The organism is Flagellimonas hadalis (assembly GCF_007785775.2).
Taxonomy (GTDB): Bacteria; Bacteroidota; Bacteroidia; order Flavobacteriales; family Flavobacteriaceae; genus Flagellimonas; species Flagellimonas hadalis.
On record NZ_VNIK02000010.1, the window covers coordinates 95,474 to 119,065 of the forward strand.

Sequence of the window (23,592 nt, forward strand, 5' to 3'; positions counted from 1 at the left end):
AATACAAAGATCAAACCCCAACAGAATGCCAAGAAAGATAAATCTTGAGTTTTAATTGGTCATAAATCCTAGCGGTCCTTGTCTGTAACAGTTATCTCTTGTAAAACAAATATATCCAGATGGTCCTGGACCACTTAAAATTAAAAGTACTCAACATTGAAGCCATAATGGCGACCAGAATAAAAACCATAAGAGGCCTTAAACCAAAAAAATACCAAAAAACAACAAATACTGATATCATTTCTGCAGCTGCCAGCGCATAGCTAACGAACATTGCGCCAAAGAAGAATCCTGTCTCCCTCTCAAATTTATAATGACAGTTCTGACACCTTTCATACATTCTAGGAATCCGTAAAGGATATCCCTTTGAAGGGTTGAAAATGGCACTTTTCCTACAGTTTGGACATTTACATGTTGCAATGTTACTCAAGATGGACATATAGTTTCCAATTTGATCACAAAATTAACATACAATCGTCAATCCATACTTTAAACCAAATCGCAAATAATTGTACTTTTAGGACATTTTATGAGAATACCAGATTTAAAGCTAACCCAGTTCCATAGCCACACACTAATCAATCAAGTGTATTTTAATACTTTCTCCGATCATGTAGTATTAAACCATAAATTGATCAACACACCACACACCCATGACTTTTTTCTATGTGTTTTATTTACCAGTGGAGAGGGAACCCATGAAATAGACTTTGGTACCTATGCGATCCGACCGGGAGCTGTCTTCTTTTTAAGACCGGGTCAGAGTCATTTTTGGAAATTCAAATCACAACCTGAGGGTTTTATATTTTTCCACTCCAGATCTTTCTATGAACTCAATTTTTCGGGTCACGCTCTTTCCTCTTTTCCATTTTACAGTTCACTACAGAACCCACCACTACTTCATGTCCATGGAATTTCATTGAAGAAACTCAAAGCGCTTTTCAAGGAATCATTATCGGAATACCAAGGATCGGAACCTTATAGGGAAATGAAAATTGCCAACTTTATCAACGCCATTTATATTGAACTTGCACGCAGTTATTCCTCGAATATAGATATGCATCAACTAGTTTCATACAAATATGCAGCACTACTCGAGCAGTTGCAAGGTTTGATAAACATCCATTTTTACCTGGAGAAATTCCCTAAATTTTACGCCAACCAATTGAACATTACCCCCAAACATCTTAATAGGATTGTTCGTGACACCATTAATAAAACTACGCAACAATTGATTTCTGAAAGGGTGATTTTGGAGGCACAGCGGTTAATAGTCCATACAGCAGATCCCTTATCCCAAATTGCCTATACCCTTGGATTTTCAGATTACGCTTACTTCTCCAAATTGTTCAAGTTAAAAACAGGAATGTCTCCAATGGAGTTTAGAAATCAGTATACCGGGGCAATTTCCTAGTTAACTGGATTTACTTGGTCCAAATCTTTTGTCCAGTCCAAAATATAAGGTTGCTGGTATCAGGCAGTCCAATGATTTGTAGTGTCTCCTGTTGTTGTAAAAGTCCAAGAGCCCTTCCAATCTCTCCTTGAACTTAGTCATAATACTAGTACCTAACAAGATACAGCCTTCCAAAGAGTCGGGAACGAATTGATTTCATCCGGCTCTGTCCTAAACAAAAGAATAAAGGACTTGTTTATCCTCTATATGACAATTATCATGTTCGAATCCACGGACCTCCCCTACTTTTGTCCCTATGAAACACACTGTTATCCTATTGGTCACACTCACTATGTTGGTCAAGCCCCTTTGGCCGATTATGGAATATGTGGCCAATTACGAATATATAACACAGGTGTTGTGCGAGAACAAGGACAAGCCCCAATTGCACTGCAACGGTAAATGTTATCTCGCCAAGCAATTGGAAAAGCAACAAAAGGACCAAGACAAGAACCCTTTTGGGGAGCAGCGGTCAAAACCGGAGATCCAACCCCTAGTTTTCTTTCAATCTTTATTGGTTTTTGATTTCGGCAACCCTTTTCAGGTGTTCCCAGACAAGAATTATTTTCTATATCAAGGAATCAGTCCCCAACTGTTCATTTGCGATATTCCCCATCCCCCTGAAACGGTCTGAACAACTTCCCCGTACATGTCCGACACTTTAACGCTATTGGGACAGGTACCCGACTTTTTTTGAACTGATTCAAAATCCTTACTAATGAAACTTACATATTCATTTTGGGGCGGGTTAGGTCGTTTACATTTCCTTGTATGTATTCTATGTCTGGGCCATACCCTATTGTACCAGCAGAACATACAAGCCCAGGATCCTATCACCTCCCCTATCATAGATTCCATTCTTACTGTAGATTTAAAGGAGGTTATTGTCATCTCGTCCTATAAGAGGAGTATTGAGCATAGCTCTCAGCCAAAGCCGTTATCCACTTTAGATCAATATCTGGAGTCCTCCAAAAAAGTATCCATGCTGAAACGGGGTGCCTATGCTTGGGACCCCATGCTCAACGACATGACCTCGGAGCGCTTGTCCATCACCATAGACGGCATGCGGATCTTTGGTGCCTGTACCGATAAAATGGACCCCATAACCTCCTATGTGGACGTGTCCAACCTATCGGATGTCCACGTGGAAAGCGGACAACAAGGTGCCCAGCATGGAAACATGATCGGAGGGGCACTGGACATGCGTTTGGAAAAGAGCAACTTTAAACCCTTGGGGTGGACCGGTGCTGTGGAAACAGGCTATGAGACCAACAACATTGCCCAAATCATGGGTGGAGAGCTCAATTATTCTGACAGGAAATTCTATATGGATACCGATATCATCTATCGAAAGGCGGAAAACTATACCGCAGGTGGTGGTGAGGAAGTTGCCTATTCCCAGTATGAAAAATACAATTTGTCCGCCAATGCAGGGTACCACATATCAGAAGATCAGAAATTACAGGCGAGTTTTATTTTTGACGAGGCCCGTGATGTGGGCTATCCTGCACTTCCCATGGATGTATCCTTGGCACGAGCCTTTATTGGATCCTTAAGTTGGGAACAATCTGATTTCATCGGAGGCCTTACCAATTGGGAAACCAAGATATATACGAATACGGTTACACATATCATGGATGATAGCCAAAGACCCAACGTACCCATTCGGATGGATATGCCCGGTTGGAGCGATACGTATGGGTTATACTCCCAGGCCAAATTGTCATTGGACCACCACACCTTCTTTGGCAAAATCGATGGATATTACAATCGTTCCCTGGCGGAAATGACCATGTACCCCAATGACCCCAACCAACAGGAAATGTTCATGCTGACCTGGCCCGATGTACGAACCTTGAATGCGGGCATCTACTTGGAGGATAGGATAACACTCAGGGAAGATGTGATAAAGTTATCGACCCGATTGGCCTTCCAAGCTTTCAAAATAGCCGATGAGTTTGGATTGAACAGCCTTCGGATTTTCTATCCTGATATGGAGCAAAGACAAACCCGTGCCTTAAAAAGTGTTTCGGCACACTATCACAAAAGGTTCAAGAAATGGCATATCAATGGGGGCGTTGCCTACGGTGATCGTGCACCTTCGGTTTCGGAAGGTTTTGGTTTTTATCTGTTCAACAGTTTTGATAACCATGATTACATAGGCCATCCAGAGCTGAAAAATGAAAAGGCCTTGGAGACCAGTATCAAAATTACATTGCCGCTAAAAGATGTTACGGTCAGTATGGAAGGCAATCATTTTCATACATGGAACTATATCATTGGGGAGATCCATCCCGAACTGGACGTGATGACCATTGGTGCCGATGGCATAAAAGTCTATACCAATTTGGAGTACGCCAATCTGTATAACCTGTCTTTGGATATGGGCTGCCAGATCACCTCGGGACTGGACTGGAGTGGATTGATCTCCTACCATAGGGGAACCGACCACAATGGCCGTAATCTGCCCTTTATCAGTCCCTTTACGTATCGTTCCCAATTGAAATATACCAAGGGAGGCTTTTCAGCTGCATTGACCCTATCGGGTGCTATGGCCCAAACCAATTTTAGTCCCGATTTTGGGGAAGACCGCACACCGGCCTATACCCTATTGTCATTATCCTTGGGCAAGACCTTTTCCATTGGTGGGAACAATCTGCATGCCAAGACAGGGATAGAAAACTTGTTTGACACCTATTATTCAACCTATTCCGATTGGAACAATATACCTCGGATGGGCAGGAACTTTTTCATGACCCTATCCTATGCCATTAATTAACAACACACCCAAAAAATTTATAACGATGAAGACCCTAAAAACACTGATTATACTATTTGCACTCTCCATGGGAGCCACCTCTTGTTCCGATGATACGGAAGGGCCAATGCCCGTGACCGAAAACCCATTGGAAGCATACCATCTGACCAACAGTTTTGAGGCCAATGGCCATATGTTGGAACTCTATTCCGAAAAAGAAAGACTGACCACTGGATATAATGAACTATATGTACAGATCAAAGACCTGTCCACTGGTGCGTATATTCCCAATGCGAGCATAACCTGGAATCCCATGATGCATATGATCGGGATGAGCCACTCCTGCCCAAAATCCGATATTACCGTTACCGAAAAGGAGACGGTATATAAGGGCTATTTGGTATTTCAGATGGCCAGTAACGCCGACGAATATTGGGAACTGAACCTGGAGTACAGTTTTGGAGGTGCTACCTATACCACCTCGAAACGAATAGAGGTCAAAGCTCCGACCGATGGAAATAAGACCGTAAACGTATTTACCGGTACCGACGATAAACGCTATGTGCTGGCAATGTTGCCCTTTGCCCCAAAGGTGGCCATCAATGATTTTTCGGCCGTACTTTTTGAAATGGAATCCATGATGAGTTTTCCCGTTGTGGAAGACTACACCATTACGATTGATCCTAGGATGCCGGGCATGGGCAACCACAGTTCTCCCAATAATGAAAATCTGACTTATGACCCGGATTCTGGTTCCTATTCTGGAAAACTATCCTTGACCATGACCGGTTATTGGAAAATCAATTTACAGCTCCTCAATGCCAGTGAAGATGTTTTGAAAGGCGAAATGGTTACCGAAGGGAACGAAAGCAGCAGTTTGTACTTCGAAATTGAGTTCTAAGAACTGTTTTGAACACTTTATCGGTCTGTTTGGTAGGGCCATCCATAACGGGATGGCCCTACCTTCTTATGGTCCTTATCTGAGGTCAATACCATGTGACCATCTTTAATGATTTTTTTTGTGAATTGGCAAGCATCATTGTTTTGTTTTAAAAAGATTAAAGGATATTTTTATCCTTTTTATGATTTATATCATGTTATGCATCGAGGCCACTACATACTTTTGAGGCATAATTTTTAACCAGTTAGGTCATGAAAACAACCATAAAAGGAATACTCCTACTCCTTGCCCTCATCCTGATGGGTTGTGGAGGCAAGAAAGAAGAAGAAAAAAAAGAGGACGGTTTTAGCGTACAACGAAAAAAGGCTGCTACGGAACAGCCCGTTGAAACCAACACCTCCACAGAAGTAAAGGCATCCGAACGTGTGGATATGAGCACAAAGGGTGTGGGTCCGGTCAAATCGGTCACGCTCACCCCTGAAGTTGACCAGGCATTGGCTGCAACCGGAAAAGGAATCTATGAGCAGATGTGCATGGCCTGCCACAGGGTCGGCAAAAAGTTCATAGGCCCGGCCCCCAATGGCGTGTTGGAACGAAGAACCCCGGAATGGGTGATGAACATGATCTTGAACCCCCAGGAAATGGTCCAGCAAGATCCTTTGGCCAAAGACCTGCTCCAAGAATTCAACGGGTCGCCCATGTCCAATCAAGGATTGACCGAAGAGCAGGCCCGAGCCATTCTCGAATACTTTAGAACCTTACAATAAATCGTATGACACCGACCACAAAACTCAGTATGATGGGGCTGTTCCTTGTCTTTGCACTCAACATGGGTTGCAAGGACAGAACCCAGAACGAAGCCACAACTTCCAATCAAAATGATTCTGAAGCAGTTTTGGAAAACAACAAAGGGCAGGCCTTTATAGAAGATGATGCCTCAACACCCAATGTACTCCAGATCGCCATTGGGTCACCCGACCACAGCACCTTGGTGGCCGCGGTACAGGCAGCGGAACTGGAAAATGCCTTGGTCAATGCAGGTCCCTTAATGGTTTTTGCGCCTACCAATGCCGCTTTCGATGCATTGCCTGAGGGCACCGTAGAAGATTTGCTGAAACCTGAGAACAAGGATGCCTTGGCCAACATTCTCAAATATCATGTGACCCCTGGCAACTATTCCAAGGAGTTCTTGAAAAACTTCAAAAAGTTGGGACAGGCCAATGACCAAAATGTTCCTGTGGAAGTCAAAGGGGATGAAGTTTTTGTAGGTGGGGCCAGGATAATTGCCAGTGTACCTGCAGGAAACGGGATCGTACATGTAGTGGACAAGGTCATCCTACCCCCTACGCAATAACAAAATCAATTGGAACGAATAAACCCTAATACAATGAAAATCCATAATTATTTAATGATGTCCATAGGAGCAGCATTGATGCTGGTCTCCTGTGGTCAACAAAACCAAAGTTCGAACGGGGCCCTGTCGTCCAGTGCCGCCGAAAAAGTATATGTTGCCCCAGGGGAACAAGATGAATTTTATGCCTTTCTATCGGGAGGATATAGCGGAAATCTTACCGTCTATGGGTTGCCCTCTGGCAGGATGTTCAAAGAGATCCCAGTGTTCTCCCAGTTCCCAACCTCAGGGTATGGTTATTCCGAGGAAACCAAGCCCATGCTGAATACTTCCCATGGATTTGTACCTTGGGACGATGCCCACCACCCTGATATTTCCCAGACCAATGGGGAATTGGATGGACGTTGGATATTCATTAACGGCAACAATACCCCAAGGATAGCTCGCATCAATTTGAGCACCTTTGAAACCGAGGAAATCATCGAAGTACCCAATAGCGCCGGCAACCACAGTTCCTCTTTTATTACAGAAAACACCGAATATGTGGTGGCAGGTACCCGATTCTCAGTCCCTATCCCACAAAGGGATATGCCCATCAATGAATACAAGAGCAATTTTAAGGGATCCCTATCCTTTATCAGTGTGGATCCAGAACATGGTCATCTTGATTTAAAATTCCAGTTGTTGATGCCCGGTTTCAACTATGACCTTTCCCACCCTGGTAGGGGAAAATCACACGGATGGTTCTTCTTTACCACCTATAACACAGAGGAGGCCCATACCCTACAAGAGGTGAATGCCTCACAAAATGACAAGGATTTTATCGCTGCGGTCAACTGGAAGAAAATCGAGGAATACGTAAACAATGGCGGTGGCACCAAAATGCCCACCAATTATGCCCACAATGTGTATGATGAAAGTACCCATATGGCAACCACCACCATGAAAAAAGAGGTGCTTACCGTTGACCCTCTAAAGGTTCCCGGTGCCGTCTATTTCTTACCAACGCCCAAATCACCACACGGATGTGATGTGGACCCTACTGGACAATACATTATCGGTAACGGTAAACTATCTGCAGACCTGACCGTCCACTCCTTTGATAAAATGATTGCCGCCATTGAAGGTGAAAAATTTGATGGTGAAGCCTACGGCATTCCCATTCTTAAATTTGAGGATGTATTGGCCGGACAGGTAAAAAGTGGTGGCCTTGGTCCCCTTCATACCGAGTTTGACGGTAAAGGAAATGCATACACCACCTTTTTTATCTCTTCCGAAGTCGTGAAATGGCAATTGGGCACTTGGGAGGTCATCGACAGAAAACCGACCTATTACTCCGTGGGACACTTGATGATTCCCGGGGGCAACTCCAGAAAACCTTTTGGCAAATATGTGGTGGCCATGAACAAGATCACCAAGGACAGATATCTGCCCACCGGTCCAGAAATGGAGCACTCGGCACAGATCTATGACATCTCCGGTGAGAAAATGGAACTGATCTATGATTTCCCGACCCATGGTGAGCCCCACTATGCAGCCGGTTGCCCTGCCGAGCTATTGGCACCAAAATCAAAGAAAATCTATCGCTTGGATGAGAACAAGCACCCCTATGCCGTAACCTCGCCCACTGGTTCCAAAGTGGTACGGGAAGGCAATGAGGTCCATGTGTACATGTCCACCATCCGAAGCCACTTTACCCCCGACAATATCGAGGGCATCAAAGTGGGAGACAAGGTGTATTTCCACATCACCAACCATGAGCAGGATTTTGATGTTCCCCACGGTTTTGCGATGATAGGACAGAACTCCTCCGAGCTGCTGATCATGCCCGGACAGACCAAGACATCGGTCTGGGAACCGAAGCAAGTTGGTGTATGGCCTTTCTACTGTACTGATTTCTGCTCTGCTTTGCACCAAGAAATGCAAGGCTATGTTAGGGTTTCCCCTGCCAATTCCAATGTGGAACTGAAATGGTCTTTGGGAGAATAAATGTAGGGTGAGGGACCATTCCACAAAGCGGGCCGTCCAAACTGGTCCGGCCCGCTTTTCATCCCATTCCAAAAACAACCATCCGCCAAAAGCCATATTCAATTTATAACACAGAAAATCCATAAAAATGAAAAAGGCCAGTATACTCATGAGTCTCGGTCCATTATTCTTATTGGGATTGTACGTTTTTCCACTTTGGAAGATCATGTTGGGAGCACCACAGTATCCAGACCCTTTGGGCCTGAACATCCACATCAATGGTCTTAAAGGGGTCAACGAATTTGATATCCAAAACATTGATGGCCTGAACCACTATATTGGGATGCACACGCTCCCCAAGGCGGAAGACATGTGGGAATTTGGCACTTTCCCTACCATTATTGGGATTATGGTTGCGCTTGGTGTGCTCATTGGATTGTTGGGATACTTCAACAAAGTAAGTTATAAATGGTTTTTGGGTTGGTTTTTCCTCATGTCCATCATGGGGATATTGGGCATGTACGATTTCAATGAGTGGTTAGTGGACTATGGTACCGACCTGGACCCGAATGCCATTATGAAATTGACCAACCCCGATGGTACGCCAATGACCTATAAACCACCCTTATTGGGCCATGTAAAAATGCTGAACTTTGATGTCACCTCGTTACCGGCCTTGGGAGCTTGGCTCATGTTTGTGGGCATGACACTCACCTTGATCGCTGGTTTTCTGGGTTGGAAAAATTTAAAAAAACTAAAATCCCCAGCATAATGAAACAGTTTACAATACTCCTATTTGTTGTTCTTTGTGTGGCCATCGGCTGCTCCGTAGGCCCTAAACCCATTGATTATGGCCACGTGGGCTGCCACTATTGCAGCATGACCATTGTGGACAAACAACATGCCGCCCAATTGGTTACAGAAAAAGGCAAGGTCTATAATTTTGATGCCATTGAGTGCATGATGAACCATTTAAAGGATGAAAACGAAGCTACCATCGCCCTATTTTTGGTCAATGATTTTGAACAACCTGGCGAGCTGGTCGATGCCACCATGGCCACCTATTTGATCAGTGGGAACATCCCCAGTCCCATGGGCGAATATCTTAGTGCATTTGCCCAGGAAGGAGCGGCCGTGAAAACCATGGAGAAGCAAGATGGTGAACTTTTCACATGGGTAGCAATGAAAAAACGATTTAAATTTTAACTATGGGCATGATCATAGATTTGGAACCGATCAAATGTAACGCACTCTTGACAGACAACTATGTGGGGCGCCTGGCCTACATTGCCGACCATGAACCCCATGTGGTGCCTTCGACCTATTTTTTTGATGCGGACCAGGGGTGCATTTTATGTTTTGCATCCAATGGGCATCGGATAAACGCCCTGAGAAAGTGCAACAAAGTCTCTTTCCAGGTTGACCGTATAGAGTCGTTTCGTCATTGGCAATCTGTACAGGTACATGGCACTTATCAAGAGCTCGCAGGTGACCGCGCCAAAGAATGTTTGAAACGATTTGCGGAAGGCGTGGAGCGAACCATAGACCATAAAAATGCGGAACGCCCCCATTTTTTAAGTCATTTTTCCGGTAGGTTGCAAGAAGCGGAAATGCCTGTGGTATATCGAATTGCAGTCACCAAAATAACAGGAAAGTCAGTGGAGAATTTCACCTGAATTAGATGGAACCAAAGAGTTTGCCATATCATCGGGACCACCACATTTTTGGTCGTGGTTTTATTGATGGAATTTAGTGCACCAAGCAGTATTATCGTATGAAATTAGGTTTTCAACATATAAAAAATATAATAGGAATTGCTTTTTTGATGGGCTTCCAAATAGGTTCGGCGAACATCTGGACCGTTTGTGGTACCTGTGAAAACAGCTCCATCAAGGAAACCATTTTACGTGCTGCTCCCCACGACACCTTGTTGATCAAAAAAGGCACCTACAAAGAATTTGAACTATTGGTGGACAAACCTTTGGTCATCAAAGGCATAGGCTATCCGATTGTGGATGGGGAAAGGAAAGGGGAAATTTTCAGGGTCACCTCGGACAACGTTACCCTGGACGGGCTCTTCCTTATCAATGTAGGGGTCAGTTATACCAAGGACAATGCCGCCATCAGGGTTGTACAGAGCAAAAACTTTCGGATCCAAAACATGGTGTTGGAGCAGTTGTTCTTTGGCATCTATTTGGAAAAATCGTCCCATGGCAAGGTATACCATAACAGGATCATCGGTAATGCCGTGGACGAATACAATTCCGGTAACGGCATCCAATTGTGGTATTCATCGGATGTTGAAGTGGCCAAAAACCATGTACAGGGTACTAGGGATGGCATCTATTTGGAATTCTCGGATCGGATCACCATCACCGATAACGTAAGCATGGACAATCTTCGTTACGGTCTTCACTTCATGTTTTCGAACCATGACATCTATTCCAACAACACCTTTGAAAACAATGGGGCCGGGGTTGCGGTCATGTTCTCCAAGTTCATCACCATGAAAGACAATACTTTCCGAAAGAACTGGGGTACCGCGGCCTATGGGATGTTGTTGAAGGAAATCAACGATGCGGAAATTAGTGGGAACACTTTTGAGGAAAATACCATTGGCATCAATATCGAGGGATCGAACCGGATCAAATACCTCAACAATGATTTTATCAACAACGGCTGGGCCATTCGAGTGATCGGGGCTTGTTACACCAATAGTTTCAAGGGCAACAATTTCATGTACAATTCCTTTGATATTTCCTATAACAGCAAATTGAACGATAATGTATTTGAAGGCAACTTTTGGAGCAGCTATACCGGTTACGATCTGGACAAGGATGGTTTTGGGGATGTACCCTATCGTCCGGTGAAATTGTTTTCCTACGTGGTGAACCGCACACCTGAAACCATTGTATTGTTGCGAAGCCTCTTCATGGACATCATCGATTTCTCTGAACGGGTCTCCCCTGTCTTTACGCCGGATAATCTAAAAGATGCCCAACCCTTAATGAAAATACGGTCATGATCATTGAAATAAACAACCTGCATAAAAAATTTGGTAAAAATCAAGTATTGAAAGGGGTGGACCTTACCATTGAGGAAGGGCTCATCTATGCCGTACTTGGTCCCAATGGCTCAGGAAAAACGACCCTGATCAAGAGCATCCTAGGCATGGTGATTCCCAATAAAGGTCAGATTTCTGTTTTGGGGGAACCCATTAAAAAGGGATGGAAATACCGTAAAAAAATTGATTACCTACCTCAGATCGCCAACTTTCCCCCCAACATCAAGGTCAAGGAACTCATCCATATGATCAAAGACCTCCGGAACAGTCCTGCAGCGGAAGAAGAGCTTATAACGGTATTCGGGCTGGAACCCTTTCTGAACAAAAAACTGTCCACCCTCTCTGGAGGCACCAAACAAAAGGTGAACATCGTTTTGACTTTTATGTTCGACAGTCCCTTGATCATTCTTGATGAGCCTACCACTGGATTGGACCCCAAGGCACTGATCCGTCTAAAGGAGCTGATCCAAAAAGAGAGGGCCCGCGGAAAAACCATTTTGATCACCTCCCACATCATGCAGTTTGTAGAGGAAATGGCCAATGAAATCGTATACCTACTGGAAGGGGAAGTTTATTTTAAGGGAAGTATTGCACAACTTTTGGGGCAGACCGAGCAAACCGATTTTGAACATGCCATTGCGGCCATAACAACCCACAACCATGCTTAAGATATTGAAATACAGTTTTTACGACCTGATACGCAGTCGCTGGAGCTATGTGTATTTTCTGTTTTATCTGACACTGGGATTTGTTTTGTTGTTTCTGAACAACGATGTTTCCAAGGCGGTGATCACTTTAATGAACGTCATTATTGTGTTGATTCCCCTGATCGGGACCATATTCGGGGTGATGTACTATTATAATTCCAAGGAATTTACCGAGCTGCTGTTGGCACAGCCCATCAAAAGAAGTTCCATTTTCTTAGGCCAGTATTTTGGTGTCGCAGGTTCACTGACATTAAGTTTAGTACTGGGCTTAGGGATTCCCTTTGTTCTGTACGGTCTATATAGGAGCAATGCCATTTTTGACTTTACGTTGTTACTGGTCACCGGGGCATTCCTCACCTTCATCTTTGTGGGGCTTTCCTTTGTGATTGCCATTTCCAACGAAAACAAGATCAAAGGATTTGGCTATGCCGTATTGTTATGGCTTTTCTTGGCTGTGGTCTATGACGGACTGTTCCTGATGTCCCTCATCGTTTTCGAGGAATATCCCCTGGACACTTTTTCCTTGGTGGCCACTGCGCTGAACCCGATCGATCTTTCCCGCATTCTGATACTGCTCAAATTGGACATCTCTGCCCTCTTGGGATATACCGGCGCCATTTTCAAAAAGTTCTTTGGTACGGATCTCGGCTTCGTTGTTTCGATGGCCATACTACTACTTTGGACAGTTTTGCCCATACTGGGTTTGCGATACAAAGCCAAAAGAAAGGATTTCTAATGGGGAATGGGTAATTTGCTTAAAAGCAATAGCATGAAAGGCAACCTTCATCGACGACATCTTGGCATTGCCATAGGCTATTTTGCCATTGCGGCCGTCTTGGGACTGTTGCTCCGCTTCTTCCCTATTTTCTCCTTCGGCTTCAACTATAGGTATATGGTCCACGCCCATTCGCACATTGCCCTCTTGGGATGGGTGTATGTGGCCTTGACCACGTTGCTCCATTATTGCTTTGTTGACAAGACAACATCCAATGAAAGGTACAAGTATATCTTTTGGGGCACACAAGGCACTTTGATCGGGATGTTGCTCACCTTCCCGTTTCAAGGGTATGCCCTCCTTTCAATTCTATTTTCCACCCTTTTTCTGATCGTATCCTATGTTTACACCTACCATTTCTGGAAAAACGTGGATTCCAAGTACAAAAAGAGAGGAAGTCTACAATGTGTAAAAGCGGCCTTGGTCTATATGGTCATCTCCAGTTTGGGGCCTTGGGCCTTGGGAGCCATTATGAGTACTTTGGGAGCCCAATCCATTTGGTACCGCTTGGCCATCTACTTTTATTTGCATTTCCAATACAATGGCTGGATGGTGTTGGCCTTGATTGGACTGCTTCTATTCGTTTTGGAGCAACGAGATCTTATACTTCCAAAGAAAAGCTTTGTTCGCTTTTTCCAGGCCATCAATATAGGAATAGTCCTTAGCTTTTTTCTGTCAACGCTATGGACGGAACCTTCTGCAACATTCTACTTTCTTGGGGGATCAGGAGCCGTTGCCCAACTTTATGCCTTGCTATACTTGTGGACACTCGCCAAGGGAAAGATAATCCAATTGCACCTTTCAAAGCTGCAAAACGTGTTGCTACGGACGGTTGTTATCCTTACTGGTCTGAAAATGCTGTTGCAGCTCCTCACCGCTCTCCCCTATTTTGCCCAAATGGCCGCCACATATCTTGATTTCACCATTGGCTATCTGCATTTGACCTTCTTGGGGGTCATCAGTTTTGGGCTGTTCTTTTTTATGGATTATTTTGGGCTGTTTCGGATGTCGAGGAAATCCTACCTCTTTTATTTTCTGGGTTTTCTTCTTACGGAATGCCTTATTTTTTATAAAGGCATAGCGGCCTGGCAAGAATGGGGTGTTTTTAGTGGGTATATGTCGCTCTTGGCCATTTGTTCCCTTTTGATCCTTTTTGGTGTGCTCATCTTATTGATCCAAAACTTAAGCAAAAATCAAGAATTGCATGATCGAACTTTGTAAAACCATGACCGGATATTTTTCAAAAATATTCAAGAAAAATAATAAAGGACATTTTTATCTTATTTATTTTAACCTTACCTTTGTATGGATTTAAATTGCTAATGATGTTTTCAAAAGCTTGTGAATATGGCATTCGGGCAGCAGTATATATTGCGCTGCAATCCTTGGACAATAGACGTGTCAGCGTTAACGAGATTGCTGAGGAAATAGATTCACCTGTCGCTTTCACGGCAAAGATTCTGCAGCAACTCACAAGGAACAATATTGTCCATTCGGTAAAGGGGCCCACAGGAGGGTTTGAAATTGATCGGGAGGCCATGGACACTGTAAAATTGAGCAAAATTGTCAAAGCCATTGACGGCGATAAGATTTATGTGGGTTGTGGATTGGGCCTTAAGGAATGTAATGCCGATAGACCATGTCCCCTACACGATAAGTTTGTGGATATCCGCACCGATTTAAGAACAATGTTACAAAGCACTAGCTTGTATGAGCTTGCCACGGGCCTAGAGGTAGGTTTGACCTATTTGAAACGATAAAAAAATTTAGATCAATAAAGGACATTTTTGTCCGAATAATAAAATCATAAACCATGAACGACACAAAGGAAAAAACAATTGGACAAATGGTGGCAGAGGACTATCGAACCGCCCAGATATTCAAATCACACAAAATAGATTTTTGCTGCAAAGGCAACCGTACCTTACAGGAAGTTGTCAAAAAAAAGGGGCTGGACCTGGAAACCCTACGCGAAGAACTTGATATAGTCCAGAACACCCATAAGGGTGACCAACCTGATTTCAAGACATGGCCCCTTGACCTGTTGATCGATTATATCGAAAAAAAACACCACCGGTACGTGGAACAACAAATTCCTATTTTAAAACAGTACCTCAACAAGCTTTGTCATGTGCACGGTAACAAACATCCCGAACTGTTTGGCATCTTTGAACATTTCACCGCTTCTGCAGGAGAACTGGCCATGCATATGAAGAAGGAGGAGCTGGTACTGTTCCCATGGATCCGTAAAATGGTTAGTTCGGCACAGGATGAAAAGGAATTGGGACATCCCCAATTTGGCACGGTCAAGAATCCCATCCAAATGATGATGGAAGAACACGACAATGAAGGGGAACGGTTCCGAAAAATTGCTACGTTGAGCAATGACTACACACCCCCAGCAGATGCCTGCAATACCTATCGGGTTGCCTTCTCGCTCCTCCAGGAATTTGAGGATGACCTACATCGTCATATCCACCTGGAGAACAATATCCTGTTTCCAAAGGCCGAGATCTTGGAAAAAAGAGCATTGAACACATAAACGATATGGCCCGTACACCTATCAAACGACACCAAGCCCTTCAGGGAGTAAGTCGTGAACACCATCACGGCCTACTCCTCTGTTGGAAGATACGGACCGGGATTTCCAAAAAAACAGCAGTCGAACGCATCAAAGCCTATGTGGACTGGTTCTACAAGACTTATCTGGTCCCCCATTTTGAATTTGAGGAGCGTCACATCTTCCCCATTCTCGGAAATGACCACCCAGAGGTAAAAAAGGCACTGGCAGACCATAGAAGATTGGTCAGATTGTTCACTTCACCTGACAATAGCATAAAAACCTTGGTGCAAATTGAGGAAGAACTGGAACAACACATTCGATTCGAGGAACGACAACTGTTCAACCAAATCCAACAAGTGGCCAATGCAGTGCAAATGGACACCATAGCAAAACACCACAACAATGAAACATTCAACGACAATACCCATGACCCATTCTGGAACTGACTACAAATCAAGTATAATAAAAGGTCTGTACAACCGGTTGCTCATCGAATTCAAAAAAGATCAACTAGGTTATTCAACCATAGCAATAATCGGGCAGAGCTGTCTTGGGTCCGCAGCAGCCATGGTACTTTTGATGGGCTCAATGCAGATGGCAGTAAAGATGATCTTGCTCTTCTTTGTCACCATTTTCTGTATGGCCTTTAACGGGGCGGTTTTGGCCCAGCTCAAAGTCAAGGTTACCTTTAACATTTTGATATTCAGTATCCTGTTCAGCGCTTTGGTCATTTTGAGCCATTTATTTTAAGATCACAAATTCATATATCGCCCATTTGGGTGGAAACGCCGGACATGGTATACCACCATCGACGGATAAAATTGAGCACCCTCCAACAAGACACAAAAATCTGAATTACAAGTCACTGGTACCAAATATTGGATGGCTCAAATTTTCCGTTTGTAGTGGCCTCCGCCATCCGGCCCATCCACTGTAATTTTGCTAATTTTAAACCACAAACCAACCAACCCCATGTTATGAGAAAACCAGCACTATCAAAACTGCTATTCTTCCATTTTGTCACATTTGCCCAACTCAAATGATCTATCCTTCCTGGAGCGATTGATCAATTGAAAAATGAGAATGGTCAATCCCAACGGCGTTACAAGTCTGTTTAAAATAATACTATCTGTAATGGCCGGAATCACCAAAGAGATCAAAGGGGGGCAGTAAAAGAACCATAAAAAAATACCGCAACCTAGACCTAGCGCAATTGAGTTACCTAGTGTGCTGCGAGATTATAGATACGCCAATCTATCAGATTTGAGAATAGTTTCAATTATTTTTTAACTCACTCAATTTAATGTTATCAAGTTGTGCGTTTTCCCCAGAAGATGTGAACCATAGTTCTGTAAAGGGTTGTTCTGGAAAAAATATTTCGGTCATTACCGTTGTTCCGTTATCAAAAAAAAGTTCTATGGAGGTTTTGTCCAGTAATGCTGTCACCTGCAAACTTTCCGATCCAATTATTCTCGGAGCAATACTTGGCTTTGGAGCAAAATCTTTTGAGAAATCCGTTTTTCCAGAATGGGTCCTATCAACAAAAAAGGTTTGGCTCCCATGGTCAAAACCAAACACGAGTTCTTCTTTAACATCATTTTTAAGCTTAACGGCCACAGATGAACTCTTTGCATTCATCAAAGTAAAAGTCAAAGAGGCACTGCTCAGTGGTATCGATTCCGATTCCAACAATTCCTTAGGCTCGGATATGTCCATTCTCCCATATGTCTTTATCTTTTCAGACTTTCCCTCGTCAAGTGTTTTCGTTGGGACAAAACTCAATCTATAGCCACTGTCATTTGCAATCAATTGTAATTCTCGTGGTATTGTCATGGCACTTCGCCATTTTTCGGTGGGCACCTCATTGGCATACTGCCAATTGGACATCCATCCTATGAACAGTTTTTCCTTTTCCTCTGTTTCTATGTTGGACCAAGTAACACCAGCATAGTTGTCCTTGCCAAAATCTACCCAGTAGTCATGGTAATTACTCATTTTTTCCTGAAGTGATGGTTCAAGAACAAACCTCCCTTCTTCAAAATCTCCCACAAAATATTGCGTGCCGGAGCCTCCATTATATCCTCCAGGGTTGATGCTCACCAACAACACATATTTCTCCTCATCAAGCCCTTGCACCTTGATAGGAAAGAGATCGGGACATTCCCACACACCGTCATGATTGCCAACTCCCTTTCCAAACTCGGATAAAAACTTCCAATCCTTTAAATTTTTGGAACCATAGAATCTAATTTCTTGTCCAGCGGCCAGGGACATGATGTACTGCTTCCCCTTTTTGTCCCATACGACTTTTGGATCCCTAAAATCATGAATCCCAGGATTCTTCACGACTGGATTTTCATCGTATTTTGTCCATGTGTTCCCCTCATCCAAAGAATAGGCAATGGCCTGCGATTGAAAATCGACCCTGCCTTGATTTTGCATTTCGGTGTTGTGATAGGTAAAAAAGGCTATTATAGGGGGCTGTCCTTCTACGCCGAAACCTGATTTGTTTTCATGGTCCACAATGGCACTACCGGAAAAGATATAGCCCATTTCATCAGGAAACAGGGCAATCGGCATTTCTTCCCAATGTATCAAATCCTTGCTCTTCGCATGCCCCCAGTGCATGGGACCCCATTTGTTCCCATCTGGATAGTGCTGGAAATAAAGGTGGTAATAACCATTGAGGTAAAACATGCCATTCGGATCGTTCATCCATCCACTAATTGGGGTAAAATGAAAATTGGGACGGTAAAGATTTTCTTCGATGGTCAGTGGAATGGTTTGTTCCGTATCATCCACTGCACCCTCCTTATTCTTATTCTTGCAGGCAGTTAGACCGAATAAACTTGCCAACAGGACTAAAATCACATCCGTTTTTTTCATTTCCATGTACTTGATTTGAACCTACTTCACAATTTTTAGCCAATCAAGGAATCCTTTTGCCTTTTTACTTTCCAAAAGTCATTGACCCATTTTGAGGGGCTTATGGTAAAGGTACAATTTCGGAAATCTTGACCGGTCGGTTTTCTTTAAGTGATTTCATTGCCGCCAGGCCTATTCTCAACGATTGTAACCCATCATTGCCATCCACAGGGGTGGCATTTCCATTTTCCAGACTTTTGGCAAAATCACCAATCTCATTCATGTAGGCCTCCCGGTAACGCTCCAAGAAAAAGTGTAATGGCAGGGCTGCATGTATCCCCTGTTCATTATACAGTTTGTGGGAATCCATAAAATTATTATTGGATTGTACCATGCCCTTGGATCCGAAAACTTCCACTCTTTGGTCATAACCATAAGAGGCTTCCCGGCTATTGTCTATCACGGCCATAGTGCCATCGGTATAGATCAGGGTCACCACCGCCGTGTCAATGTCACCAACTTCCCCAATGGCCGGATCTACCAGAACAGCCCCCTTGGCATATACTTCCTCGACCTCCTTGTCCACAATAAAACGGGCAACATCAAAATCATGGATGGTCATGTCCAAAAAAAGACCTCCCGATGTTTTGATGTAACTTACAGGCGGAGCACCGGGATCACGACTGGTAATCTTCACCAGATGCGGTTCTCCCACGGCACCATTTTTGACCAGTTCCTTCACCTTCCGGAACTCCTTGTCAAATCGCCTATTGAAGCCCAACATCAATTTTATCCCAGATTTGGACACTGTATCCAGTACCTCCACTACCCTATCCAAAGAAAGGTCCAAGGGTTTTTCACAGAATACATGGATACCAGCCTTTGCAGCCATTTCCACATAGTCAGCATGGGTATCGGTCGGCGAACATATAATGATGGCATCTATTGGGGTCACTGTCAGCATCTCTGCAAAGGACGTAACAACGTGAGGGACGTTCTTGTATTTTGCGAATTGTCTACCCTCTTCCATGGGATCCATGGCTGCTACTACTTCAATGCCTTCCATTTGGCATAGATTGCCCAAATGAATCTTTCCTATTCTACCTAAGCCGGCAACGGCAAATTTTAATTTTTTCATTGCTTTCTAAAAACTATAACCCTAATGTTTTAATATAATCCCTATTTGCTTTGGCACATGCCTTGGGGTTGCCCATTCCTGGCAAGATATCCTGCTCCACTACCACCCAATCATCATAACCTGTATCGTTCAACAGGTCCACCACTGCCTTAAAATCAACGGCTCCTTTTCCAAGTTCACAGAAAACCCCTCTTTGTATCGCATCAAAATAATCCCCATCTTCTTTGCGTGACTCTTGGGCAGCAACTGGGTCGTAATCCTTAAAATGGACATGCCAAATCCGATCTCTATACGTTTTGAGGGCTTTTACCGGATCTCCTCCGCCAAAGGCATAATGGCCCATATCCAAACAGAGTCCCACCAAATCGGGGTCGGTAAGCTCCATTAAGGTATCTATCTCTTGAGGGGTTTCCACATAACCGGCACAATGGTGGTGGAAAACGGTTCTTATGCCAAAAGCATCCTTTACGGCCCTTGCTATTTGATTGGCTCCTTTTGCGAAAACCTCCCATTGGGCCTGTGATAGTCCCATTTCTGGAGTTATCCTTCCGGCATTCTTAGTTCTTTCCGCTACCGAGGCATTATCGTCCGCCAATACGATAAAGGCATCTCCATAGCCAGCCTTGTGCATCAGGTTTGCTACACGCATGGCAGATTCCAGGCCCTCCAGGTGTTTTGATGCATCTGCCAGAGCAACGGGAACAAAGGCCCCCAAGAGCTGAAGGTCCCTTTTGGTTATTTCCTTTCTCAAAAGGTTAGGGTTGGTTGGCATATAGCCCCAATCCCCAAGTTCAGTGCCCAAATATCCTGTTTCCTTGATCTCATCCAAAACCTGTTCAAACCCTATTTCTTCCGATTTCTCCTCAAGGTCAAATTCCAGTGCGCCCCATGAGCAAGGGGCATTTGCTATTTTGATCATTTGTTTCTTTTTAAAATTTACGTGACCAAATGTTCGGCCAACGTTCGATGACCACTTTGGTCTGGGTAAAAAATTCTATGGCGTGTTTTCCTTGTCCGTGCAGATCGCCAAAGAAACTATCCTTCCAACCACTGAACGGAAACTGTGCCATGGGTGCCGCAACACCTATGTTGATCCCAATGTTCCCCGCATCAGCCTCGTTCCTGAACTTTCGGGCGTTCGCTCCACTTGTAGTGAACAGGCATGCCATGTTGCCATAACTTCCATTGTTCACAAACTGAAGGGCTTCCTCTATATTTTTCATATGGACCAAGCTCATGACCGGCCCAAAGATTTCGGTCTTGATCAATTCCTTGTCCAAGGCCACGTTCTCCAAGATGGTTGGGGTAAGGAAATTGCCTTTTTCATATCCTGAAATCTTTGTATTCCTACCATCCAACAGGGGGGTTGCCCCTTCATCGACCCCTTTTTGAATGAGGCCTTCGATACGGTTCTTGCTTTCCGCTGTAATGACAGGTCCCATATCCACATCTTCCAGGCCATAGCCAGTAGTACGGGTCTTCACGGTTTCGTAAAGGGCATCTTTGATAACTCCCTTATCATCTCCCACAGTGATTATCGTGGATGCGGCCAAGCATCGTTGGCCTGCACATCCATAGACGGAATCGGCAATGATCTTGGATGACATCTCTATATCGGCATCGGGCAGAACGACAACCGGGTTCTTGGCACCACCTTGGGCCTGCACCCGCTTGCCATTCGCCGTACCCTTGGAATAGATGTATCGAGCAACCGGGGTACTTCCCACAAAGCTTATTCCTTTCACAATGGGATGCTCCAATAGGGCATCCACCGATTCTTTTCCGCCATGTACCAAACTGACCAATCCTGCAGGCAGGTCCAATTGATCCAACAACTCAAAAATCTTCATCATGGTCATAGGGACCTTTTCCGATGGTTTTACGATGAATGCATTGCCCGTGGCAATGGCGTAGGGCAAAAACCAGAAAACGATCATTCCAGGAAAATTGAACGGGGTGATACAGGCCGATACGCCCAAGGGTTGACGGATCATCATCTCGTCGATACCGGTGGCTATGTCCTCAATGATGTCCCCTGCCATCAGCATAGGGGTTCCGCAGGCCACCTCCACATTTTCTATGGCCCGTTGTATCTCTCCCAACGATTCGGCCCTGGTCTTGCCTGCTTCCTTGGTAATGATTTCGGCCAACGCTTCCCTATTGTCTTCCAACAAGGTCTTTAAATGATAGAGCACCTGTACCCTTTTCATCACTGGAACCTTGCTCCATTCCTTATATGCCTTTTGGGCGGCCTTTGCCGCTCTGTCCACGTCTTTTGTCGTATCCGGACCACTTGGAACGTGTGCCAATACTTCCTGAGTGGCAGGGTTATATACCGGTATCGAATCCTTTGAAACGCTTTCGGACCATCGTCCGTCAATGTAATTCTTTAAAATGCTCATTTTATTGTTTTTAAACTAATTCTTTCTTTTTATCAAGAGTTGCTACCCAATAGTACATAGATCAGTACTGTGACCAAACAAAGGCCGATGGACATTGCCTTGGTGTATTTCCATGAAGTGAGATTGACCGCTCCCACATCCGTTATCTCATAATCATCCTTTCGGGGGTAAAAGTGTGATACCATGAACATAAGGGCTACATTCAACACGAATTCGATTCCCCACAAATGCACAAAATGAATCCCATGTCCTGTATAGATCCAAGACATGAAAATGTAGAACAAAAGTCCAAAGACCAAAGCCACTTTGGCCCCTGTTGCAGACACGCGCTTCATGAAGAAACCTGCCAACAAAATGGAAGCTATGGGGATAAAATAGATGCCGTTCAGCTCCTGAAGCAATTGGTACAGTCCATCTGGGGCATTGGCCATCAATGGCGCCGCAAAGATGGCTACCACGGCCAAAATTGCAGAGGTGGCCTTGCCCACGACCACGAGCTTGCCATCGCTGATGTCCTTTTTGATGTGTTTTTTTACGATATCGATGCTGAAGAGCGTGGCCACGGAATTCAGTACCGAGTTGAAGGTACTTAACACTGCTCCCATGATAACGGCCGCAAAGAATCCGATCAACCAAGTGGGAAGTACCTTTTTCACCAGTTGTGGGTAAACGCTGTCCTGATTGCCATAAAAGCTGTCCTGAAAATAATAGAAACAGATCACCCCGGGCAATATGATGATCAATGGGATCAAAATCTTGAACAAACCTGTCAACAAAAGTCCTTTTTGGGCCTCCTTTAGGTTTTTAGCTCCAAGCGCCCTTTGGATAATGGTCTGGTTCATACCCCAGAAATACAACTGATTGATGATCAATCCTGTAAACAATACTTCAAATGGAAGCACAGAGTCGGGAGCCCCTATAACATTGAACTTTTGGGGAGCAAACTCATACACTTCGGCAAGCCCGTCCAACACATTGCCTCCCCCAATGGCCATCAAGGCCAAAATGGGAATGAGCAGACCGCCTATCAAAAGTCCGAATCCGTTGATGGTATCCGAAAACGCTACGGCCTTCAGTCCCCCAAAAATGGCATAAATGGAACCGATTGCCCCAATGATCACTACAGTGACCCAAAGTCCTTCGGTTTTGCTGATGTCCAAAATTTCCGAAACCCCGAACAGGCTTTCTATCCCTATTGCTCCGGAGTACAGGACAATAGGCAATAAGGTGACCACAAAGGAAAAAATAAGGATGATGGCTACCAACGATCGGGTAAAACTGTCAAAACGGTTCTCCAAAAACTGAGGAATGGTAGTAAGCCCCATTTTCAGGTATTTGGGCACAAAAAAGACAGCGGCCACCACCAAGGCGATGGACGAGGTGACCTCCCAAGCGATGACGATGAATCCGTTCACATAGGAGTTACCGTTCATGCCTATCAAATGTTCCGAGGATATGTTGGTCAGCAACATGGAGCCGGCAATCACGGTTCCCGTTAGGCTTCTTCCTCCCAGAAAATAACCGTCCGAAGAAGTTAGGTTGGTTTTCCGTAGGCTGAGCCAAGTAAAAAGGGCAACTCCCCCTGTGAAAAGGATAAAGGAAGCCAATATGATGATCAGATCTGAATTCATGGGTTGGTTGGTTTGT

At 44.3% G+C, this 23,592-nt stretch carries 24 protein-coding genes; 17 read left to right on the plus strand and 7 right to left on the minus strand.

Going from position 1 to position 23,592, the window contains the following annotated elements:
* Window positions 1–91: 91 nt before the first annotated feature.
* On the minus strand, window positions 92–439 hold the full coding sequence (locus tag FOT42_RS13970) for a DUF983 domain-containing protein (protein WP_151891152.1): 348 nt from the start codon (window positions 437–439) through the stop codon (window positions 92–94).
* Window positions 440–529: 90 nt separating this feature from the next.
* Between FOT42_RS13970 and FOT42_RS13975 the strand changes: the two genes are divergently transcribed.
* From FOT42_RS13975 to FOT42_RS14055, 17 genes are all read left to right on the plus strand, one after another.
* The gene (locus FOT42_RS13975) at window positions 530–1,414 is read left to right on the plus strand and encodes a helix-turn-helix domain-containing protein (protein ID WP_151891153.1); all 885 of its coding nucleotides are present in this window, start codon (window positions 530–532) and stop codon (window positions 1,412–1,414) included.
* Between the two features lie 295 nt (window positions 1,415–1,709).
* Window positions 1,710–2,087 carry a hypothetical protein gene (locus FOT42_RS13980; protein ID WP_151891154.1) on the plus strand — a complete coding sequence of 126 codons (378 nt, stop codon included), beginning with the start codon at window positions 1,710–1,712 and terminating at the stop codon, window positions 2,085–2,087.
* An 84-nt stretch (window positions 2,088–2,171) separates the two neighbouring features.
* Window positions 2,172–4,232: a TonB-dependent receptor gene (locus FOT42_RS13985; RefSeq protein ID WP_151891155.1), complete on the plus strand. Its 2,061-nt coding sequence runs from the start codon at window positions 2,172–2,174 to the stop codon at window positions 4,230–4,232.
* 25 nt (window positions 4,233–4,257) lie between these two features.
* Window positions 4,258–5,112, plus strand: a complete 855-nt coding sequence (locus FOT42_RS13990; RefSeq protein ID WP_151891156.1) for a hypothetical protein — start codon at window positions 4,258–4,260, stop codon at window positions 5,110–5,112.
* A gap of 251 nt (window positions 5,113–5,363) precedes the next feature.
* On the plus strand, window positions 5,364–5,879 hold the full coding sequence (locus FOT42_RS13995) for a c-type cytochrome (protein ID WP_151891157.1): 516 nt from the start codon (window positions 5,364–5,366) through the stop codon (window positions 5,877–5,879).
* 5 nt (window positions 5,880–5,884) lie between these two features.
* Window positions 5,885–6,466, plus strand: a complete 582-nt coding sequence (locus FOT42_RS14000) for a fasciclin domain-containing protein (RefSeq protein WP_151891158.1) — start codon at window positions 5,885–5,887, stop codon at window positions 6,464–6,466.
* Window positions 6,467–6,544: 78 nt separating this feature from the next.
* A complete protein-coding gene (gene nosZ, locus FOT42_RS14005; RefSeq protein WP_417938369.1) occupies window positions 6,545–8,452 on the plus strand; it encodes a Sec-dependent nitrous-oxide reductase in 1,908 nt (635 codons plus the stop codon).
* A 127-nt stretch (window positions 8,453–8,579) separates the two neighbouring features.
* A complete protein-coding gene (locus FOT42_RS14010) occupies window positions 8,580–9,203 on the plus strand; it encodes a hypothetical protein (RefSeq protein WP_151891160.1) in 624 nt (207 codons plus the stop codon).
* Window positions 9,203–9,637, plus strand: coding sequence for a nitrous oxide reductase accessory protein NosL (locus FOT42_RS14015; protein WP_151891161.1), 435 nt, complete (start codon window positions 9,203–9,205; stop codon window positions 9,635–9,637). The genes FOT42_RS14010 and FOT42_RS14015 overlap by 1 nt, the downstream gene beginning before the upstream one ends.
* 2 nt (window positions 9,638–9,639) lie before the next feature.
* Window positions 9,640–10,107 (plus strand): pyridoxamine 5'-phosphate oxidase family protein, encoded by a 468-nt coding sequence (locus FOT42_RS14020; protein ID WP_151891162.1) that lies wholly within the window; start codon window positions 9,640–9,642, stop codon window positions 10,105–10,107.
* Window positions 10,108–10,256: 149 nt separating this feature from the next.
* Window positions 10,257–11,456, plus strand: coding sequence for a nitrous oxide reductase family maturation protein NosD (locus FOT42_RS14025; protein WP_192938405.1), 1,200 nt, complete (start codon window positions 10,257–10,259; stop codon window positions 11,454–11,456).
* On the plus strand, window positions 11,456–12,163 hold the full coding sequence (locus FOT42_RS14030) for an ABC transporter ATP-binding protein (RefSeq protein ID WP_151891190.1): 708 nt from the start codon (window positions 11,456–11,458) through the stop codon (window positions 12,161–12,163). Before FOT42_RS14025 ends, FOT42_RS14030 begins: the two co-directional genes overlap by 1 nt.
* Window positions 12,156–12,938, plus strand: a complete 783-nt coding sequence (locus FOT42_RS14035; RefSeq protein ID WP_151891164.1) for an ABC transporter permease — start codon at window positions 12,156–12,158, stop codon at window positions 12,936–12,938. Before FOT42_RS14030 ends, FOT42_RS14035 begins: the two co-directional genes overlap by 8 nt.
* Window positions 12,939–12,971: 33 nt before the next feature.
* Window positions 12,972–14,198, plus strand: a complete 1,227-nt coding sequence (locus tag FOT42_RS14040; protein ID WP_151891165.1) for a hypothetical protein — start codon at window positions 12,972–12,974, stop codon at window positions 14,196–14,198.
* A gap of 104 nt (window positions 14,199–14,302) precedes the next feature.
* Window positions 14,303–14,737 carry an RrF2 family transcriptional regulator gene (locus tag FOT42_RS14045; RefSeq protein WP_151891191.1) on the plus strand — a complete coding sequence of 145 codons (435 nt, stop codon included), beginning with the start codon at window positions 14,303–14,305 and terminating at the stop codon, window positions 14,735–14,737.
* Window positions 14,738–14,790: 53 nt separating this feature from the next.
* Window positions 14,791–15,519: an iron-sulfur cluster repair di-iron protein gene (gene ric, locus FOT42_RS14050; RefSeq protein ID WP_151891166.1), complete on the plus strand. Its 729-nt coding sequence runs from the start codon at window positions 14,791–14,793 to the stop codon at window positions 15,517–15,519.
* Window positions 15,520–15,524: 5 nt separating this feature from the next.
* Window positions 15,525–15,986 (plus strand): hemerythrin domain-containing protein, encoded by a 462-nt coding sequence (locus tag FOT42_RS14055; RefSeq protein WP_151891167.1) that lies wholly within the window; start codon window positions 15,525–15,527, stop codon window positions 15,984–15,986.
* A gap of 69 nt (window positions 15,987–16,055) precedes the next feature.
* Here the strand turns inward: FOT42_RS14055 and FOT42_RS18115 are convergent, their stop codons facing one another.
* The 6 genes from FOT42_RS18115 to FOT42_RS14085 form a co-directional block, all read right to left on the minus strand.
* Complete coding sequence (locus FOT42_RS18115) at window positions 16,056–16,271, minus strand: hypothetical protein (protein ID WP_192938406.1); 216 nt, start codon at window positions 16,269–16,271, stop codon at window positions 16,056–16,058.
* Between the two features lie 544 nt (window positions 16,272–16,815).
* Window positions 16,816–18,432 carry a glycoside hydrolase family 32 protein gene (locus tag FOT42_RS14065; RefSeq protein ID WP_151891169.1) on the minus strand — a complete coding sequence of 539 codons (1,617 nt, stop codon included), beginning with the start codon at window positions 18,430–18,432 and terminating at the stop codon, window positions 16,816–16,818.
* Between the two features lie 94 nt (window positions 18,433–18,526).
* On the minus strand, window positions 18,527–19,543 hold the full coding sequence (gene iolG / locus FOT42_RS14070; RefSeq protein ID WP_151891170.1) for an inositol 2-dehydrogenase: 1,017 nt from the start codon (window positions 19,541–19,543) through the stop codon (window positions 18,527–18,529).
* 13 nt (window positions 19,544–19,556) lie between these two features.
* A complete protein-coding gene (locus FOT42_RS14075) occupies window positions 19,557–20,462 on the minus strand; it encodes a sugar phosphate isomerase/epimerase family protein (RefSeq protein ID WP_151891171.1) in 906 nt (301 codons plus the stop codon).
* A 10-nt stretch (window positions 20,463–20,472) separates the two neighbouring features.
* Window positions 20,473–21,945: a CoA-acylating methylmalonate-semialdehyde dehydrogenase gene (locus FOT42_RS14080; RefSeq protein ID WP_151891172.1), complete on the minus strand. Its 1,473-nt coding sequence runs from the start codon at window positions 21,943–21,945 to the stop codon at window positions 20,473–20,475.
* Window positions 21,946–21,977: 32 nt separating this feature from the next.
* Window positions 21,978–23,576: a solute:sodium symporter family transporter gene (locus tag FOT42_RS14085; protein ID WP_226789905.1), complete on the minus strand. Its 1,599-nt coding sequence runs from the start codon at window positions 23,574–23,576 to the stop codon at window positions 21,978–21,980.
* Between the last annotated feature and the right edge of the window lie 16 nt (window positions 23,577–23,592).

What these genes read in the sequence shown, in the direction of transcription:
- FOT42_RS13995 (WP_151891157.1), top strand. Translation starts at nt 5,364, where the DNA reads ATGAAAACAACCATAAAAGGAATACTCCTACTCCTTGCCCTCATCCTG.
- FOT42_RS14045 (WP_151891191.1), top strand. Translation starts at nt 14,303, where the DNA reads ATGTTTTCAAAAGCTTGTGAATATGGCATTCGGGCAGCAGTATATATT.
- FOT42_RS13990 (WP_151891156.1), top strand. Translation starts at nt 4,258, where the DNA reads ATGAAGACCCTAAAAACACTGATTATACTATTTGCACTCTCCATGGGA.
- FOT42_RS14055 (WP_151891167.1), top strand. Translation starts at nt 15,525, where the DNA reads ATGGCCCGTACACCTATCAAACGACACCAAGCCCTTCAGGGAGTAAGT.
- FOT42_RS13975 (WP_151891153.1), top strand. Translation starts at nt 530, where the DNA reads ATGAGAATACCAGATTTAAAGCTAACCCAGTTCCATAGCCACACACTA.
- FOT42_RS14020 (WP_151891162.1), top strand. Translation starts at nt 9,640, where the DNA reads ATGGGCATGATCATAGATTTGGAACCGATCAAATGTAACGCACTCTTG.
- FOT42_RS13985 (WP_151891155.1), top strand. Translation starts at nt 2,172, where the DNA reads ATGAAACTTACATATTCATTTTGGGGCGGGTTAGGTCGTTTACATTTC.
- ric (WP_151891166.1), top strand. Translation starts at nt 14,791, where the DNA reads ATGAACGACACAAAGGAAAAAACAATTGGACAAATGGTGGCAGAGGAC.
- nosZ (WP_417938369.1), top strand. Translation starts at nt 6,545, where the DNA reads ATGCTGGTCTCCTGTGGTCAACAAAACCAAAGTTCGAACGGGGCCCTG.
- FOT42_RS14010 (WP_151891160.1), top strand. Translation starts at nt 8,580, where the DNA reads ATGAAAAAGGCCAGTATACTCATGAGTCTCGGTCCATTATTCTTATTG.
- FOT42_RS14080 (WP_151891172.1), bottom strand. Translation starts at nt 21,945, where the DNA reads ATGAGCATTTTAAAGAATTACATTGACGGACGATGGTCCGAAAGCGTT.
- FOT42_RS14085 (WP_226789905.1), bottom strand. Translation starts at nt 23,576, where the DNA reads ATGAATTCAGATCTGATCATCATATTGGCTTCCTTTATCCTTTTCACA.
- FOT42_RS18115 (WP_192938406.1), bottom strand. Translation starts at nt 16,271, where the DNA reads ATGACCAAAGCGCTGAACAGGATACTGAATATCAAAATGTTAAAGGTA.
- iolG (WP_151891170.1), bottom strand. Translation starts at nt 19,543, where the DNA reads ATGAAAAAATTAAAATTTGCCGTTGCCGGCTTAGGTAGAATAGGAAAG.
- FOT42_RS13980 (WP_151891154.1), top strand. Translation starts at nt 1,710, where the DNA reads ATGAAACACACTGTTATCCTATTGGTCACACTCACTATGTTGGTCAAG.
- FOT42_RS14000 (WP_151891158.1), top strand. Translation starts at nt 5,885, where the DNA reads ATGACACCGACCACAAAACTCAGTATGATGGGGCTGTTCCTTGTCTTT.
- FOT42_RS14035 (WP_151891164.1), top strand. Translation starts at nt 12,156, where the DNA reads ATGCTTAAGATATTGAAATACAGTTTTTACGACCTGATACGCAGTCGC.
- FOT42_RS14075 (WP_151891171.1), bottom strand. Translation starts at nt 20,462, where the DNA reads ATGATCAAAATAGCAAATGCCCCTTGCTCATGGGGCGCACTGGAATTT.
- FOT42_RS13970 (WP_151891152.1), bottom strand. Translation starts at nt 439, where the DNA reads ATGTCCATCTTGAGTAACATTGCAACATGTAAATGTCCAAACTGTAGG.
- FOT42_RS14015 (WP_151891161.1), top strand. Translation starts at nt 9,203, where the DNA reads ATGAAACAGTTTACAATACTCCTATTTGTTGTTCTTTGTGTGGCCATC.
- FOT42_RS14065 (WP_151891169.1), bottom strand. Translation starts at nt 18,432, where the DNA reads ATGGAAATGAAAAAAACGGATGTGATTTTAGTCCTGTTGGCAAGTTTA.
- FOT42_RS14025 (WP_192938405.1), top strand. Translation starts at nt 10,257, where the DNA reads ATGGGCTTCCAAATAGGTTCGGCGAACATCTGGACCGTTTGTGGTACC.
- FOT42_RS14040 (WP_151891165.1), top strand. Translation starts at nt 12,972, where the DNA reads ATGAAAGGCAACCTTCATCGACGACATCTTGGCATTGCCATAGGCTAT.